This is a genomic window from Caballeronia sp. TF1N1, assembly GCF_022878925.1.
Classification (GTDB): Bacteria; Pseudomonadota; Gammaproteobacteria; order Burkholderiales; family Burkholderiaceae; genus Caballeronia.
The window spans coordinates 2,754,061-2,769,051 of sequence record NZ_CP084626.1; the positions used below are offsets into that span (position 1 = coordinate 2,754,061).

The following is a 14,991-nucleotide window of genomic DNA, read 5'->3' on the forward strand; positions in this document are numbered from 1 at the left end:
CCAACAAAAACGCCCCCGAAGGGGCGCTTTACAAAACCCGCGACAGCACCAACCCAACTTCACTCCACCGTCACCGACTTCGCCAAGTTCCGCGGCTTATCCACATCCGTCCCACGCGCACAAGCGGTGTGATACGACAGCAATTGCAGCGGCACCACATGCAAAATCGGCGAGAGCGCGCCGTAATGCTCGGGCATGCGGATGACATGAATGCCCGCCTCGCTGACGATGCGCGTATCCGCATCCGCGAACACATAAAGCTCACCGCCGCGCGCCCGCACTTCCTGCATGTTCGACTTGAGCTTTTCAAGCAGCGTATCGTTCGGCGCGACGGTCACGACCGGCATCGCCTCGGTCACCAGCGCGAGCGGCCCGTGCTTCAGTTCGCCCGCCGGGTAAGCCTCCGCGTGGATATACGAAATCTCCTTGAGCTTCAACGCGCCTTCCAGCGCGATCGGATAATGCAGCCCGCGCCCGAGGAAAAGCGCATTCTCCTTGCGCGCGAATTCCTCCGACCACGCGATGATCTGCGGCTCCAGCGCCAGCACGCTATTCAACGCCGCCGGCAAGTGACGCAACTGACCGAGATAAGCCGCTTCCTGCTTTGCATCGACGAAACCGCGCAGCTTACCGAGCGTCACCGCCAGCACGAACAAGCCGACGAGCTGCGTCGTGAACGCCTTCGTCGACGCCACGCCAATCTCCGTGCCCGCATGCGTCAGGAACGCGAACTCGGTCTGTCGCACCATCGCGCTCGTCGCAACGTTGCAGACCGCGAGCGTGTGCTTGTGGCCGAGCGATTGCGCATGCTTGAGCGCGGCGAGCGTGTCGGCGGTTTCGCCCGATTGGGATACCACCACGACCAACGCTTTCGGATTCGGCACCGACTCCCGATACCGATACTCGCTCGCAATCTCGACCTGCGTCGGAATCTTCGCGATCGATTCAAGCCAGTACTTCGCCGTCAAACCCGCGTACGAACTCGTGCCGCACGCCAGAATGAGCACGCTGTCGATTTCCGCGAACACCTCGCCGGCCGTCGCGCCGAATAGCTCCGGGTCGAAGTGATCGGCTTGCGGAATCGTGTCGGTGATAGCGCGCGGCTGCTCGAAGATTTCCTTTTGCATGAAATGGCGATACGGCCCAAGCTCCACGGCGCCGCCGTACGCCGTCACCACGCGCACTTCGCGCTTCGCGGGCAGACCCGCCCGATCGAAAATCTTCACGCCATCGAGCGAAAGTTCGACGACATCGCCTTCTTCGAGGAACGAGAAACGGTCCGTGCTGCCCGCAATGGCGAGCGCATCGGACGCGAGGAAATTCTCGCCATCGCCCAGACCGACGACGAGCGGCGAACCCTGCCGCGCGCCCACCACCGTATGCGGCTGATCCTTATGAATGACCGCGATGGCATACGCGCCATGCAATTGCGCGACGGCTTCGCGCACGGTCTGGAACAGATCACCGCGATACATGCTGTGAATCAGATGCGCGATGACTTCGGTATCCGTCTGCGATACGAACTCGTAGCCCTTGCCGCGCAGCATCTCGCGCAACGCCTCGTAGTTCTCGATGATGCCGTTATGCACGAGCGCCACGGTATCGCGCGAAAAGATGGGGTGTGCGTTGTCGGTGACGGGCGCGCCATGCGTAGCCCAGCGCGTGTGCGCAATGGCCGTCATGCCGGCGAGTCCCGATTGCTTCACCTGTTCGTCGAGATCGGCCACGCGGGCGACGCTGCGCGCGCGGCGCGGCTCGCCGTTGCTCAATACGGCGACGCCGCACGAGTCGTAGCCGCGATATTCGAGGCGTCGCAGGCCTTCGACGAGCACCGGGACGATATTACGTTGCGCAACCGCGCCGACAATTCCACACATGGCGTTGATCCTTTCAGACTTAGTTTCGTGCGCGCGCCGCAATGCAGTCCGCGCGCGTTGTTCAGACCTTCTTCGCCTTGACCGGGCGAACGTAGCCCGGCTTGCTGACCTGCACTTTCTCGTTCAGCACGAGTTCGCCTTCGCCGACATCCTTCCACACGGTCGTGCCCGCCGCGATGGTCACGCCACGACCTACGCGCACGGGCGCGACGAGCTGCGTATCCGAGCCGACGAACACGTCGTCTTCGATGATCGTGCGATGCTTGTTCGCGCCGTCGTAGTTACAGGTAATGGTTCCGGCGCCGACATTTACCCGCGCGCCGATGTCCGCGTCGCCGATATAGGTCAGGTGGTTCGCCTTGGAACCGTGGCCTAGCACCGCGTTCTTCACTTCGACGAAGTTGCCGACGTGCGCTTCGTCGCCAAGCACCGCGCCCGGACGCAGCCGCGCATACGGCCCGAGCACGACATTCGCGCCGGTCTTGCCGCCTTCGATATGCGTGTACGCGTCCACGCGCGCGCCTGTGCCGATGGTGGCATTGCGAAGCACGCAGTTCGGACCGATGGTCACGTTATCCGCCAGCGTCACGCGGCCTTCGAAGACGCAATTCACGTCGATGAAAACGTCCGCGCCGCATTCGAGCGTGCCGCGTACGTCGATGCGGGCCGGGTCCGCGAGCGTCACGCCCGCTTCGAGCAGCGCGTAAGCCACGTTGCGCTGATGCACGCGCTCCAGTTCCGCCAGCTGAATCTTGCTGTTTACACCGAGCGTTTCCCATTCGGCATCGGGCTGCGCCGTCACCACTTCGACGCCTGCTTCGATGGCGCGCTCGACTACATCGGTGAGATAAAACTCGCCCTGCGCGTTGTTGTTCTTAAGCGACGCGAGCCACGCTTCGAGCGTGCGCGTGGGCGAAACGACAATGCCCGTGTTGATCTCCGCAATCCGCCGCTCTTCCTCGCTCGCATCTTTCTGTTCGACGATCTTCTGCACGGAACCGCTGGCATCGCGCACGATCCGGCCGTAGCCGGTCGGATCAGCCACCGTTACCGTCAGCACGCCGTAGCGTTCGCCGCCGGCAGCATCGAGCAGGCGTTGCAACGTGCTTGCGCGCGTGAGCGGCACGTCGCCGTAGAGCACGAGCGTCGGCACGGAGGGATCGAGCAGCGGCAGCGCCTGTTGCACCGCGTGGCCCGTGCCGAGTTGCTTGTCCTGGACGGCGAACTGCACGTCGGGCGCGCCGACGGCTTCGCGCACTTTCTCCGCGCCGTGACCGATCACCACGACGAGCCGCGTTGGCGAAAGCGTGCGCGCCGTGTCGATGACATGCGCGAGAAGCGGCTTGCCCGCCAGCGGATGAAGGACCTTCGGCAGAGCGGAGCGCATGCGCTTGCCCATGCCGGCAGCCAGAATCACGATGTTCATTGACGGATTTCTTGCGAAGAATGGTTGCGGCCAATATAGCACGCAGGCCTTTTGACGCAGTGCGGTAAATGCCACGCTGCGCCTTGTCGGGAAAGGCTCAAAGGTCGTCGAACTGCACGATTGAAATCGCGTTTGCCGGCCCGGACGGTTCGCTCGCGCACGGTTCTTCGTCGAAGGCAATATCGCCATTTGCGTCCGCCTCGCCCGTCGCGCGCAATCCGGCGAACGGAAAGAGCTTGTGATCCATCAAATGAGACGGCACGACATTGGTCAGCGCGTTGAACATGTTGTCCACTCGACCGGGAAAACGCTTGTCCCAATCGCGCACCAGCGCCTTCATTTCCGCGCGCTTCAAGTTGGGCTGACTGCCGCACAGATTGCACGGGATGATCGGAAACTCGCGCAACTCGGCGTATTTTTCCAGATCGGTTTCCTTCACGTAGGCAAGCGGGCGAATTACGATGTTCTTGCCATCGTCCGATTGCAGCTTGGGCGGCATGCCCTTCAGCTTGCCGCCATAGAACATGTTGAGCAACAGCGTTTGCAGAATGTCGTCGCGATGATGCCCGAGCGCGATCTTGGTCGCGCCCAGTTCGCCCGCCACGCGGTACAGAATGCCGCGCCGCAGCCGCGAGCACAGCGAACACGTCGTCTTGCCTTCCGGCACCAGCCGCTTGACGATGCTGTACGTATCCTGGTTCTCGATATGAAACGGAATATCGAGCTTGCTCAGATATTCGGGCAGCACATGCTCCGGAAATCCCGGCTGCTTCTGATCCAGATTGACGGCCACGAGTTCGAAGTTGATCGGCGCGCGCTCGCGCAGGCGCATGAGAATTTCGAGCATCGCGTAACTGTCCTTGCCGCCGGACAGACACACCATGACCTTGTCGCCTTCCTCGATCATGTTGAAGTCGCCGATCGCCTCGCCGACTTGCCGCGCGAGCCGCTTGAAGAGCTTGTTGTTCTCGTAGGCTTCCTTCTGCTGACGGCGCGTCAGCGCTTCGCGCGCGGGCTTTTGCTCGTCGGGCGCTTGCAGTGTCTCGGGCGCGTTCATGCTCGTTCCTCTTTGATACGGAAGACTTCGACGCCCACCGCGTCGCAGTCGGGATACACGTCGGGTTTTTCTGTCGATACCACCACGGCCCGCACATTCGGATGCGCGAGCAGCGCGGCGGCGACATCGTCGCAGAGTGTTTCCTGCAGATGGATGTGGCCGCGCTTCACGCGCTCGGCGATGGTCGAGCGCATGAAGTCGTAGTCGACGACTTCGGCGAGCTTGTCCGCGACGGGCGTGGACAGCGCGAGCGGCACGAACAGTTCGACGTTGATCACGACGCGTTGCTCGCCGCGCTTCTCGAAGTCATGCACACCGATATTGATGCGCACTTCGTAGTTGCGCAGAAAAAGCCGCCGGCAATCGGCCAGCCGGGGATGCGAAAGTGCGGCAAGCATGGGTTCGTTCCAAAAGTTGATACGCGGCGCGCGGGCTACAGCTTCGGCGCGCCGAACAGGTACATCACGTCGCGCGGGCTCGGCACGAGATGCTGGCCGCCATCGACCACGAGCGTCGTGCCGGTCATGCCGTGCGCGTTCGCCAGAAAGCACGCGGCCTCCGCGACGTCGCGCACCGTGGACGCCCGCTTGAGCGGCGTCACGCGATGCGCCGCCGCGAACGATTCCGGCGTCTGCCCGGCGGAAATCAGCGTCAGTCCCGGCGCGAGGCCGACGACGCGCAGCTTCGGCCCCAGCGCCTGCGCGAGCGCGACGGTGGCGTTTTCCAGCGCGGCCTTCGTGAGCGTGTACGACAGGTAATCCGGATTCATGTTGTACAGCTTCTGATCGAGCACGTTGATGACAACGCCGCGTTGCGTGTCGTCATCGGCGGCGGATTCAGGCGTGATTTCGTGCAACAGACGCGCAAGCGTGAGCGGCGCGGCGACGTTGATCGCGGTCATCTCGAGCAGCTTTGCGTAGCCGAAGTCGGTGGCCGTGTCTTCGTCGAAACGCGATGCGCAGTTCACCACGCAATTCAGCGCGCCGAATGCCTCGACACACGCCGGCACGAGCCGCGCCACGTCCGCTTCGATGCCGAGATCCGCGTGCAATGCGGCCGCGCGCCGGCCAAGCGCTTCGATTTCGGCGACGGTTTCGAGCGCTTCACGCGCAGAGCCGCCGTAGTGCACGGCGACGTCCCAGCCCTGGCGAGCGAATTCCAGCGCGACGCCGCGCCCTATGCGCCTGGCGCCGCCGGTCACGAGTACGACGCGGGCCCGCGCAGCCGAAGCGGGCGAAAGCGGCAAATTTGCGGAAGATAACGGCGTGGAGGCGCTCATTTACAATACTGGGATGAATCCGAAAGCTCGACAATCCGACAGTTTACCTGCTCCCGGCGCGGATGCACTCGCCCAGTCCGACGCACTTTCCGCGCTGATTTGCGAGCGTATCGCCGAGGCGGGCGGCTGGCTGCCGTTCGACCGCTACATGGACCTCGCGCTGTATGCGCCCGGACTCGGCTATTACAGCGGCGGCGCGATGAAGTTCGGCCGGCGCGCGGAAGACGGCAGCGACTTCGTCACCGCGCCGGAATTGTCGCCCTTGTTCGCAACGACGCTCGCGCGGCCCGTGGCGCAGGCGCTCGAACAGAGCGGCACGCGCCGGCTGATGGAGTTCGGCGCGGGCACGGGCAAGCTCGCGGCGGGTTTGCTCAACGCGCTAGCCGAACTAGACGTGGCCTTCGATAGTTACGCAATCGTCGATCTTTCCGGCGAATTGCGCGCGCGCCAGCGCGAGACAATCGAAGCGCAGGCGCCCTCGCTCGCCGCCAAGGTCATCTGGCTCGATGCATTGCCGGATTCGTTCGAAGGCGTGGTGATCGGCAACGAAGTGCTGGACGCCATGCCGGTGCGGCTCGTGGTGCGCAAGCTCGGCGCGTGGCACGAGCGCGGCGTGGTCGTGCTGAACGACCGTTTTGCTTTCGATGACCATCCCGTGGAAATCGACGAGCAAATCGAATTGATCGATGCCGCCATCGACGAAGCCAACGACGAGCCATTCACCGAATACGTGACCGAAACGCACGAGGCGGCGCTCGGCTTCACGAAGACCGTTTGCACCATGCTCACGCGCGGCGCGGCGTTTTTCATCGACTACGGATTTCCGCGCCGCGAGTTCTATCACGCGCAGCGCGCGACCGGAACGTTGATGTGTCATTGCCGGCATCGCGCGCACACGGACCCGTTTCTCTATCCGGGCTTGCAGGACATCACGGCGCACGTCGAATTCACGGGGATCGCGGAAGCAGGCACGGAAGCCGGCGCCGATCTGCTGGGCTTCACGTCGCAGGCGCGCTTTCTGATGAACGCCGGTATCACCGACGTACTCAACGAACTCGATCCCGCCGACGTACGGCGCTTTTTGCCCGCCGCCAACGCCGTGCAGAAATTGCTTTCGGAAGCAGAGATGGGCGAACTCTTCAAGGTGATCGCGTTTTCGCGCGGCATTCCCGGCACGCTCGACGCCTTCTCGGCCGGCGACCGTTCCCATACGCTCTGAGCCATTGCCATGATCCGCTGGCTTCTGACTACGTTTGTCGCGCTGATGGTGCTGTCGGCTTGCTGGCCGTGGCTCCGCAAGCTCGGCGTCGGGCGCTTGCCGGGCGATTTCACGCTGCGCATCTTTGGACGCGAATACTCGTTTCCGTTCATGTCGACGCTGCTGCTGTCGATGTTGCTGTCGCTGATCGCGCGCGCGCTCTAGCCGTTACAGAACCGCCTTCACCGCTTCGACCCGCGCATCGTGCACGGCGTCCTTTATGCGCGCGGGCTGATTGGCGAAGCGTTGCGCGACCGCGCCGGCATCGACGGAACGGGCCGCGACTAGCGCCTCGCGCAGCCGTTCAGCCTGTGGATAAGGCTGCTGTTCCAGACCGAGCCGACCGCGCGCATCGGCGAGACATGCCTGCAAGGCTTCCGCGAAACGCGCGGGTTTGCGCAACGCGTCGGCGCGTTCGAAGAGGCGCACCAGCGCGGCCGCGCCCGCGTCCATGACGCGATGAATGTTGCCGTGCTCGCGCGCGACGAGTACCGCCAGATCGCGGCACTCGTTTGGCACGCGCAAGCGGTCGCAAAGCGGCTTCAGGAGATCGACGCTGCGCCCTTCGTGACCAAGATGGCGCGGCAGGATATCGTCCGGCGTGGTCGCCTTGCCGAGATCGTGAGTGAGCGCGGCGAAGCGCACCGGCAACGCAAACCCCTGCGACGCCGCGTAGTCCACCACCATCATCACGTGGACGCCGGTGTCCACTTCGGGATGGTAGTCGGCGCGTTGCGGCACGCCCCAAAGCGCGTTGACTTCGGGGAGAATGCGCGCCAGCGCGCCGCAACCGCGCAGGACCTCGAACATGCGAGAAGGCTTCTTTTCCATCAGACCGCGCGAGACTTCCTGCCATACGCGCTCGGGCACGAGGGCATCGACTTCGCCCGCCTCGACCATTTTCTTCATCAGCGCTTCGGTTTCCGGCGCGACTGAAAAATCGGCGAAGCGCGCCGCGAAACGAGCGAGACGAAGAATACGCACCGGGTCTTCGATGAACGCATCGCCCACATGCCGGAAGAGTTTCTGCGCGAGATCGGCGCGGCCGTTGAACGGATCGATCACCGGGCCGGTCAGTTCGCCATCGGGATTCACTTCGCGCGCCATTGCATTGATGGTCAGATCGCGCCGCGTCAAGTCCTCTTCGAGCGTCACGTCCGGCGAGTAGTAAAACTGGAAGCCGTGATACCCCGCCGCCGTCTTGCGCTCGGTGCGCGCGAGCGCGTATTCCTCGTGCGTCCGCGGATGCAAAAACACCGGGAAATCCTTGCCCACCGGCTTATAGCCTTGCGCCACCATTTGCTCGGGCGTGGCTCCAACCACGACATAATCGCGATCCACCACCGGCACGCCGAGCAACTCGTCGCGGATCGCGCCGCCAACCGCGTAAATGTTCATTGCGCGATTTCCTGCTTTGCATCCTCGATCCACGCCGCGACCGCGGGCAATGCGGTCACGCGCTGCGCATAGGCACGCGATTCATGGTCAAGCGACGGCTCGTAGGAATTGAAGCGCATGACGACCGGCGCGAACATGGCATCCGCAATACCGAACTCGCCGAACAGAAACGGCCCGCCCGACTTCGCCAGGCAATCGGCCCACAACGCTTCGATGCGCGCGATATTCGCCAATGCGCCTTCGCTTGCGCCTTTGCCTGGCGCGTGCGTGCGAATTTCCATGGGCATCGACTGACGCAAGTCAGCGAAACTCGCGTGCATCTCGGCGCTGATGCTGCGCGCATGTGCCCGCGCACCGGCATCGCGCGGCCACATCGCGTGGTCGGGAAGGCGCTCGGCGAGGGTCTCCATGATCGCAAGCGACTCCCACACGGAGGCGCCGTCGTCGGTGACGAGACACGGCACCTTGCCCGATGGCGACACTTCGAGAATGCGCGCCTTGGTATCGGGCTGACCGAGACGGATCAGCGTTTCCTCGAAGGGAATGCCGAAGTGCTTCATCAGCACCCAAGGGCGCATGGACCAGGAAGACGTGTTCTTGTCACCAATGACGAGTTTCATGCGATCGATGTTCAGCGATGCGCCGTGGCGCGAAAAGAATTGAAGCGCGAGCGATTCGACGCGCCCGTCAGATACAACGGCGCAATCGCCTCGATGCTCGCCGGTTCGCCGATGCCCAGTTCGGGCGCAAGCGGGCCGCTCGCAATATTCGGCGTTTTCATGGAATCGAGATTGTCGCGCGAAATCAGCGGTTCACCGGGCGCGAGTTCGAGCGTCATCGCCTGAAGGCGGCCAAGGCTCTCGGGCAACTTGATGATGCGCGAATGCTTGCCGATGGTCGCGCCCGCAAAGCGCACCAGCTCCGCGAGCGTGAAGACGCCCGGCCCCGCGAGCTCGTAGACCATGCGGTTGGCCGCGTCGAGGTCGAGCACGTTGACCATGGCCTTGGCCACGTCGCCGACGAAAATAGGCTGGAACTGCGCGTCGGCGCAAGCCAGCGGAATCACCGGGAACATGCGTTCGAGGAAGGCGAACTGGTTCAGCAGATTGTCCTCGGGACCGAAAACGACGGAGCTTCGGAAAATGGTCCAGTCGAGGCCCGAGTCGCGCACCGCCTTTTCGCCATCGCCCTTCGAGCGCAAATACATGCTCGGACCTTCCGAATCCGCACCGATCGCGCTCATGTGCAGCAGCCGGCGCACGCCTTTCGCCGCGCACGCCGCCGCGATCTTGCGCGGCAACTCGACGTGTGCTTTCTCGAACTCAGGCCCATAAGGCTCGCCGCGCCGCCCTTGCAGCACGCCGACGAGGTTGATCACCGCGTCGGCCTCCGCGACGAAAGCCGCGAGTTGCGCGGGATCGTGAATATCGGTTTCGATGACATCGACGGGAAGAAGCGTCAGATGCGCCGCGTTGGAACGGCGCCGCGTGGCAATTCGCACGTTCTTGCCGAGATCGACCAGCGCGTTGACGAGATGACTTCCGATGAAACCCGAACCGCCGATGAGCGCTACCTTTTGATGTCGCATATTCGCCTCTAGAGTCGCGGCTTTGTGAGTGCGCTTTGACGAATGCGAACGGCGAAGGGGCAGCCGCGCGCCCGTTCCGTCTATTCGTGCAACGAAACCGCGACGCGCGGTGCAAAAGAACTACGGCGCGATATATCCCAGCCGCGTCTTCAGCGATTGCGGACGGCCTTCGAACAGTGCCGCGTAGTAGACGGTGTTCGACAGCACGTTCTTGACGTAATCGCGCGTCTCGGTGAACGGAATGGTTTCAGCAAAAATCGCGCCCTCGACAGGCGCGCGCAAATCCTGCCGCCATTGCTTCGGCCGGCCGGGACCTGCGTTGTAACCGGCAGTGGCGAGCACGGGTGAGTTATCGAATTGATTGTAGATCATCGACAGGTAATTTGTGCCGAGCAGAATGTTGGTGTTGATGTCGTTCATTTGCGCGCGCGACACCGGACCCATGCCGATTTTCTTGGCGACGAGTTGCGCCGTGCCAGGCATCAGTTGCATCAAGCCGCCCGCGCCTACTTCCGAACGCGCGTTGATGATGAAGCGCGATTCCTGGCGGATAAGCCCGTATGCCCATTCGATATCGAGCCCGGTGGTTTGCGCATCGCGCTCGACGATATCGCGGAACGGCGACAGATAACGCAGCGTGAAGTCGTGCTCGGTCTTAGTCTTGTCGGCGGTGTTCACCGTGCGGTCGAACAGTTCGATGCGCTTTGCATACTGCGCGGCGGCGATGAGTTGCCGGTCCGTCATGCTGCGCAATGGCCAGTTCCATTCGCGGTTGCCTTCGAGCCGCATGTTCAGCGAGTAGAAACGTTGCGACAGCGCGAAGCCCGGCACCGACTGCATCTGCGCGATTTCAGCATCGCTCACGGTGGTGCGCGGCGGGACGCTGATCTTCTGGCCGGTTTCTTCCAGCGCGAGCTGGCCGTAGAAGTTGTATTGGTCCGCGATCGACTGGAATTCCTGATTGGCCGTTGCGGCGTCGCCCGCTTGCTTGACCGCGCGGCCGTGCCAGTAAGTCCACGCAGGCTGGCTGCGCAAGGTGGGCGGCATCTGGTCGATAGACCAGCGCACCATGTTCCAGTCGCCCGCAAGCAGCGCGCTGCGCGTGCGCCATTCATATGCGGGGTTCGACAACTGCGCGTTCGCCGATAGCCGATACCAGTCCGACGCGGCCGGCATGCGCTTGATCGCCGCCTGATAGCCGATGGTGCCCCAGCCGATCGCGCGTTCCTGCGCAGTGAGACTCGGCGCGACCGAACTGAACGTGGCCGCGGCCATTGCCGGATCGTTGCGAGCCATGCGCGTGATGGCGAGCAAGGTCAGTTGGTGCGCCGGCGTGTTCGGCATGACGCCGCGCGCGAGGTAAAGCGGCGGCTTGTTGACCGCGTCGTCGAGAAGCGAGCCTTTCGGCTTTTCCTGCCCGAGCGCTTCGACGATATTCGATCCGGTCGACGTGTAGTTCTGTTCGTAAGCGATGCGAATCTGCTGCCAGATGTCGTCGCTCGTGAACTGGCCTGACTCCGCAAGTGCGCCGATGAGATCGACGCAGCCGTCGCCGTACCATTTGGGATCGACGAGCAGCGCGCGCGCCGCTTCCGCGACGTTCTCGCCCTTCGAGAGACGCGCTTCGAGTGCATAGCACTTGACCTGCGTGTCGTCGTTGAGCACGAAGCGGGCATATTGCTGCTCGAAGTTCTTCCAGTCGTGACGGCTGCCGAGCACGACGAGATAATCGTTGCGCATGCGGTCGGCAATGGCCTGGCCGTCGTTGCGCTGCAGGAACGAGAGCACCGGCGCATCGGGCGCGTCGATGCGCGCGTGGCCTTGCGAATCGAAGAGTTGCGGCTTGATCGTGAAGTACTCGACGTAACTCGGCGCCGGATAGTTCGGGATTTGCGCGGCAAGAACGCCGGCTTTGGCCGGATCGTTCGCGCGCGCGGCATCGCGCAACTGCATGAAGATGCGGTCGTCGGACGACGGCGAGAAGTCTTCGTCGGGGCGAACCGCGGAAGCTGTTCCACAAGCGACGAGCGTCACTGCGGCAAGTGCGGTACCAGCCGCAAGATATACTCGGTCGAGGCGTTTTGACATCGTTATTACTGGAGCGCGAGGTGGTCCAAAGATCGGTTGAAAGCATAGCACGCAACGTTTGCGCGAAACCTAAAAGCGCATTGCGTTCCACGCTTCTCGCAAGCCGCGAAGCACAGCGTGACGATCCCGCGCAAGCCGAAAGAAACAAGGCGCTCGCGACACGCATCGAGGCGTTGCTCGCGGAGCATGCGGTCAAGTGCATCGGCTTTTATTGGCCCGTTGCGGGCGAATTCGATGCACGCGCTTTGCTCACTCGCTGGCTCGCGGCAGACGCGACGCGCGCCGCCGCGTTGCCCGTGGTGGTCGAGCCCAAGGCGCCGATGGCCTTCCACGCATGGCATGCGCAAATGCCGATGAACGAAGGCCGCTATCGCATTCCCGTGCCTGCCCAGGAAATCCGCGTGACGCCGGATCTGTTGCTGATTCCATGCGTCGGTTTCGATCTCCAGCGCTTGAGACTGGGTTACGGCGGCGGCTACTACGATCGCACGCTCGCCGCCTGGCCGAATGGCGAGCGCCCCGTGACTATCGGGATTGCCTACGAATCGGGCAAATGCGATGCGCTCCCGCGCGAGACCCACGACTTGCCGCTTGGAGCCATCGTCACCGAGGCTGCCATCTACTGACTCAAAGCGATGTCGCCGCGCGCGCGGCGGTATCGTAAAGACCGGATGCGTTGCGCATGAGTTGCGCGGCGTCGCCAATCTGCTCGTTTGTCAGCCCGCTTTCGCGCAGCGTCGACATGAGACAGCTCTCCCGCACTTCACGATACTTCCCGCACAACTCGCGCCCTGCCGCCGTTGCGGAAAAGAACACTTCCTTGCCCGTCTTCTCGCTTTTAACGTAACCGCGCGCCACCAGTTTCTTGAGTGCATACGTGGCAACGTGGGTATCCTCGATATTCAGGACGAAGCAGATGTCGGCGAGCTTTTTCTTGCGATCGCGATGGCTCACGTGATGCAGCAGCGATACTTCCACGGCGGTCATGTCCTTCGCGCCCGCCGCCGACATGCAACGCACCATCCAGCGATTGAACGCGTTGCTCACCATGATGAGCGCGTATTCGAACTCCGATAACTCGGCGCTGACTTCTGACACGAGATGCTCGGACGAGACGATCTTGGTAGGGTGACGCGACATGGCGAGGACCGTTGAAAAGTGCGTGGAGTGTATCCGAACGATATCGCGCAGCCGCGACCTTGCGTCACGAACTACACTCCGAACAAACGCTTATTGATAAATTGTCGATAATTTATTGACAATGTAGCATTCTGACGCGTTGCTGGCCGCATGGACGGCGCGCGCAAGGGACCAGAGAGGCATGACGAAACCACGTATTCATCCGCTTGGCGACAACGCGCTCGTGTGCGAATCCGCGCCACCGGCGACGCTCGATTGTCAGCGCCGCATCTGGGCGCTCGCCGACATCGCGCGGCTCATGCCGCACGTCGTCGAAGTCGTGCCGGGCATGAACAACCTGACCATCGTCTTCGACCCGCTCGAAGCCGATTACGAAGCCCTCGCGGCGCAACTCGAAGATGGTTGGGAAGCGGCCACGCCATCGGATACGGGCGGCGCGGAGATCGAGATTCCGGTGCGCTACGGCGGCGCGGACGGCCCCGATCTGAGTTCGCTCGCCAAGCACGTCGGCCTTTCCGTCGATGAAGTCGTGAAGCGTCACACCGAAGCCGAATACGTCGTCTTCTTTCTCGGTTTTCAGCCGGGCTTCGCCTACATGGGCGGCCTCGATCCCGCGCTGCACACGCCGCGCCGCGCGGAACCGCGCCTCGAAGTGCCGGCGGGTTCGGTCGGCATCGGCGGGGCGCAGACGGGTATCTATCCCGCTGTATCGCCCGGTGGATGGAATCTGCTCGGCCGCACCGACCTCAAGCTTTTCGATCCGGCCCGCAACCCGCCGACGCTCATGCAGCCCGGCGACCGCGTGCGCTTCACGGCGCTGGAGGTGCGCGCATGATCGAAGTAAAACGCGCGGGCGTGCTCTCGTCCGTGCAGGATCTCGGGCGCCACGGTTATCGGCATCTCGGCGTGAGTTCGGGCGGCGCGCTCGATGCGCTGTCGCTGGAAATCGGCAATCGTATCGTCGGCAACAAGGCGGATGCGGCGGGTATTGAAGTCACGTTTGGGCCGACCGTGCTGCGCTTCTCGCGCGCGACGCGCGTGGCGATTACCGGCACGGACTTCGGCGCGACGCTCGACGACGAGCCGGTTTATTCGTGGTGGAGTCTGCCCGTGCGCGCGGGCCAGGAACTGACGCTGCGCGCGGCCAAGCGCGGCATGCGCGGCTACGTGTGCATTGCGGGCGGTATCGACGTCTTGCCGATGCTCGGCTCACGCAGCACCGACCTCGGCGCATGCTTCGGCGGCCTGGGCGGACGCGCGCTTGCCGACGGCGACCGTTTGCCCGTCGGCGTGCCGCAACCGCACAAGGGCATCGCGTTTTCGCCGGAAGAACCGGCCTTCGGCGTGAAGGCGCCCGCGTGGTGCAAGTTCGTGCTCGTCGATGAACCCGTGCGGCGCGGCCGACATGCGCCGGGCGTCGACTGGGCCGTGCCGATTCGCGTGCTGCGCGGTCCGGAATACGCGAGCTTCACGGAGAAGGCGCAGCGCGACTTCTGGAACGAGGAATGGACCATCACGCCAAACAGCAACCGCATGGGCTTTCGCCTTGCGGGCACGGAGCTCGAACGCGGCGAGAAAATCGAACTGCTGTCGCACGCGGTCTTGCCCGGCACGATTCAAGTGCCGCCGAACGGCCAGCCCATCGTCCTGATGGGCGACGCGCAATCCACGGGCGGCTATCCGAAGATCGGCGCGGTCATCAAGGCGGATTTGTGGAAGCTCGCGCAAGTGCGGTTGAACGGCGGCGTGCGCTTCATCGAAACGTCGCTGGAAGAAGCACGCCATGCGCTCGCCGAAGAGCGGCGCTATGTCAGTCAGGTGGGCACGGCCATCGCGATGCACGAGGAACGCTGCGCGCGTCTGGCTAAATCAACGTAACG

At 63.3% G+C, this 14,991-nt stretch carries 15 protein-coding genes; 5 read left to right on the plus strand and 10 right to left on the minus strand.

Translation table 11 applies throughout. The features are described 5' to 3' along the window. Positions 1-59 precede the first annotated feature (59 nt). The 5 genes from glmS to LDZ28_RS12945 all read right to left on the minus strand — a co-directional run bounded on the left by glmS (position 60) and on the right by LDZ28_RS12945 (position 5,639). Positions 60-1,877 (minus strand): glutamine--fructose-6-phosphate transaminase (isomerizing), encoded by a 1,818-nt coding sequence (gene glmS / locus LDZ28_RS12925; protein ID WP_244826497.1) that lies wholly within the window; start codon positions 1,875-1,877, stop codon positions 60-62. A 61-nt stretch (positions 1,878-1,938) separates the two neighbouring features. After that, a complete protein-coding gene (gene glmU / locus LDZ28_RS12930) occupies positions 1,939-3,303 on the minus strand; it encodes a bifunctional UDP-N-acetylglucosamine diphosphorylase/glucosamine-1-phosphate N-acetyltransferase GlmU (protein ID WP_244826498.1) in 1,365 nt (454 codons plus the stop codon). Positions 3,304-3,400: 97 nt separating this feature from the next. Then, entirely contained in the window at positions 3,401-4,360 is a 960-nt protein-coding gene (ttcA, locus tag LDZ28_RS12935; RefSeq protein WP_244826499.1) for a tRNA 2-thiocytidine(32) synthetase TtcA, read from the minus strand. Continuing rightward, positions 4,357-4,758 (minus strand): dihydroneopterin aldolase, encoded by a 402-nt coding sequence (locus tag LDZ28_RS12940; RefSeq protein WP_244826500.1) that lies wholly within the window; start codon positions 4,756-4,758, stop codon positions 4,357-4,359. Before LDZ28_RS12940 ends, ttcA begins: the two co-directional genes overlap by 4 nt. Before the next feature lie 35 nt (positions 4,759-4,793). Then, positions 4,794-5,639, minus strand: a complete 846-nt coding sequence (locus LDZ28_RS12945; RefSeq protein ID WP_244826501.1) for an SDR family oxidoreductase — start codon at positions 5,637-5,639, stop codon at positions 4,794-4,796. A 13-nt stretch (positions 5,640-5,652) separates the two neighbouring features. Here LDZ28_RS12945 and LDZ28_RS12950 point away from each other — a divergent pair, with 13 nt between their 5' ends. Together LDZ28_RS12950 and LDZ28_RS12955 are read left to right on the plus strand one after the other, a co-directional pair. Further along, positions 5,653-6,858, plus strand: a complete 1,206-nt coding sequence (locus LDZ28_RS12950) for a class I SAM-dependent methyltransferase (protein WP_244826502.1) — start codon at positions 5,653-5,655, stop codon at positions 6,856-6,858. Between the two features lie 9 nt (positions 6,859-6,867). Next, positions 6,868-7,062, plus strand: a complete 195-nt coding sequence (locus tag LDZ28_RS12955) for a DUF2905 domain-containing protein (RefSeq protein ID WP_244826503.1) — start codon at positions 6,868-6,870, stop codon at positions 7,060-7,062. 3 nt (positions 7,063-7,065) lie between these two features. On the opposite strand, the gene LDZ28_RS12960 is transcribed toward LDZ28_RS12955, so the two are convergent. From LDZ28_RS12960 to LDZ28_RS12975, 4 genes are all read right to left on the minus strand, one after another. Beyond that, positions 7,066-8,295 (minus strand): multifunctional CCA addition/repair protein, encoded by a 1,230-nt coding sequence (locus LDZ28_RS12960; RefSeq protein ID WP_244826504.1) that lies wholly within the window; start codon positions 8,293-8,295, stop codon positions 7,066-7,068. After that, positions 8,292-8,915 carry a glutathione S-transferase family protein gene (locus LDZ28_RS12965; RefSeq protein ID WP_244826505.1) on the minus strand — a complete coding sequence of 208 codons (624 nt, stop codon included), beginning with the start codon at positions 8,913-8,915 and terminating at the stop codon, positions 8,292-8,294. The genes LDZ28_RS12960 and LDZ28_RS12965 overlap by 4 nt, the downstream gene beginning before the upstream one ends. Positions 8,916-8,926: 11 nt before the next feature. Then, on the minus strand, positions 8,927-9,883 hold the full coding sequence (locus LDZ28_RS12970; protein ID WP_244826506.1) for a complex I NDUFA9 subunit family protein: 957 nt from the start codon (positions 9,881-9,883) through the stop codon (positions 8,927-8,929). 120 nt (positions 9,884-10,003) lie between these two features. Next, positions 10,004-11,971: a lytic transglycosylase domain-containing protein gene (locus LDZ28_RS12975; RefSeq protein ID WP_244826507.1), complete on the minus strand. Its 1,968-nt coding sequence runs from the start codon at positions 11,969-11,971 to the stop codon at positions 10,004-10,006. A gap of 8 nt (positions 11,972-11,979) precedes the next feature. Between LDZ28_RS12975 and LDZ28_RS12980 the strand changes: the two genes are divergently transcribed. Next, positions 11,980-12,597, plus strand: a complete 618-nt coding sequence (locus LDZ28_RS12980) for a 5-formyltetrahydrofolate cyclo-ligase (protein WP_370652140.1) — start codon at positions 11,980-11,982, stop codon at positions 12,595-12,597. A 1-nt stretch (position 12,598) separates the two neighbouring features. On the opposite strand, the gene LDZ28_RS12985 is transcribed toward LDZ28_RS12980, so the two are convergent. After that, a complete protein-coding gene (locus tag LDZ28_RS12985) occupies positions 12,599-13,111 on the minus strand; it encodes a winged helix DNA-binding protein (RefSeq protein WP_244826509.1) in 513 nt (170 codons plus the stop codon). A gap of 181 nt (positions 13,112-13,292) precedes the next feature. Between LDZ28_RS12985 and pxpB the strand changes: the two genes are divergently transcribed. Together pxpB and LDZ28_RS12995 are read left to right on the plus strand one after the other, a co-directional pair. Then, positions 13,293-13,946: a 5-oxoprolinase subunit PxpB gene (gene pxpB / locus LDZ28_RS12990; RefSeq protein ID WP_244826510.1), complete on the plus strand. Its 654-nt coding sequence runs from the start codon at positions 13,293-13,295 to the stop codon at positions 13,944-13,946. After that, the gene (locus LDZ28_RS12995) at positions 13,943-14,989 is read left to right on the plus strand and encodes a biotin-dependent carboxyltransferase family protein (protein WP_244826511.1); all 1,047 of its coding nucleotides are present in this window, start codon (positions 13,943-13,945) and stop codon (positions 14,987-14,989) included. The genes pxpB and LDZ28_RS12995 overlap by 4 nt, the downstream gene beginning before the upstream one ends. Positions 14,990-14,991 lie beyond the last annotated feature (2 nt).

Coding starts and splice junctions, on each gene's coding strand:
- LDZ28_RS12985 (WP_244826509.1), bottom strand. CDS start 13,111: ATGTCGCGTCACCCTACCAAGATCGTCTCGTCCGAGCATCTCGTGTCA.
- glmS (WP_244826497.1), bottom strand. CDS start 1,877: ATGTGTGGAATTGTCGGCGCGGTTGCGCAACGTAATATCGTCCCGGTG.
- LDZ28_RS12955 (WP_244826503.1), top strand. CDS start 6,868: ATGATCCGCTGGCTTCTGACTACGTTTGTCGCGCTGATGGTGCTGTCG.
- LDZ28_RS12950 (WP_244826502.1), top strand. CDS start 5,653: ATGAATCCGAAAGCTCGACAATCCGACAGTTTACCTGCTCCCGGCGCG.
- LDZ28_RS12975 (WP_244826507.1), bottom strand. CDS start 11,971: ATGTCAAAACGCCTCGACCGAGTATATCTTGCGGCTGGTACCGCACTT.
- LDZ28_RS12995 (WP_244826511.1), top strand. CDS start 13,943: ATGATCGAAGTAAAACGCGCGGGCGTGCTCTCGTCCGTGCAGGATCTC.
- glmU (WP_244826498.1), bottom strand. CDS start 3,303: ATGAACATCGTGATTCTGGCTGCCGGCATGGGCAAGCGCATGCGCTCC.
- LDZ28_RS12960 (WP_244826504.1), bottom strand. CDS start 8,295: ATGAACATTTACGCGGTTGGCGGCGCGATCCGCGACGAGTTGCTCGGC.
- LDZ28_RS12940 (WP_244826500.1), bottom strand. CDS start 4,758: ATGCTTGCCGCACTTTCGCATCCCCGGCTGGCCGATTGCCGGCGGCTT.
- LDZ28_RS12965 (WP_244826505.1), bottom strand. CDS start 8,915: ATGAAACTCGTCATTGGTGACAAGAACACGTCTTCCTGGTCCATGCGC.
- LDZ28_RS12945 (WP_244826501.1), bottom strand. CDS start 5,639: ATGAGCGCCTCCACGCCGTTATCTTCCGCAAATTTGCCGCTTTCGCCC.
- ttcA (WP_244826499.1), bottom strand. CDS start 4,360: ATGAACGCGCCCGAGACACTGCAAGCGCCCGACGAGCAAAAGCCCGCG.
- LDZ28_RS12970 (WP_244826506.1), bottom strand. CDS start 9,883: ATGCGACATCAAAAGGTAGCGCTCATCGGCGGTTCGGGTTTCATCGGA.
- pxpB (WP_244826510.1), top strand. CDS start 13,293: ATGACGAAACCACGTATTCATCCGCTTGGCGACAACGCGCTCGTGTGC.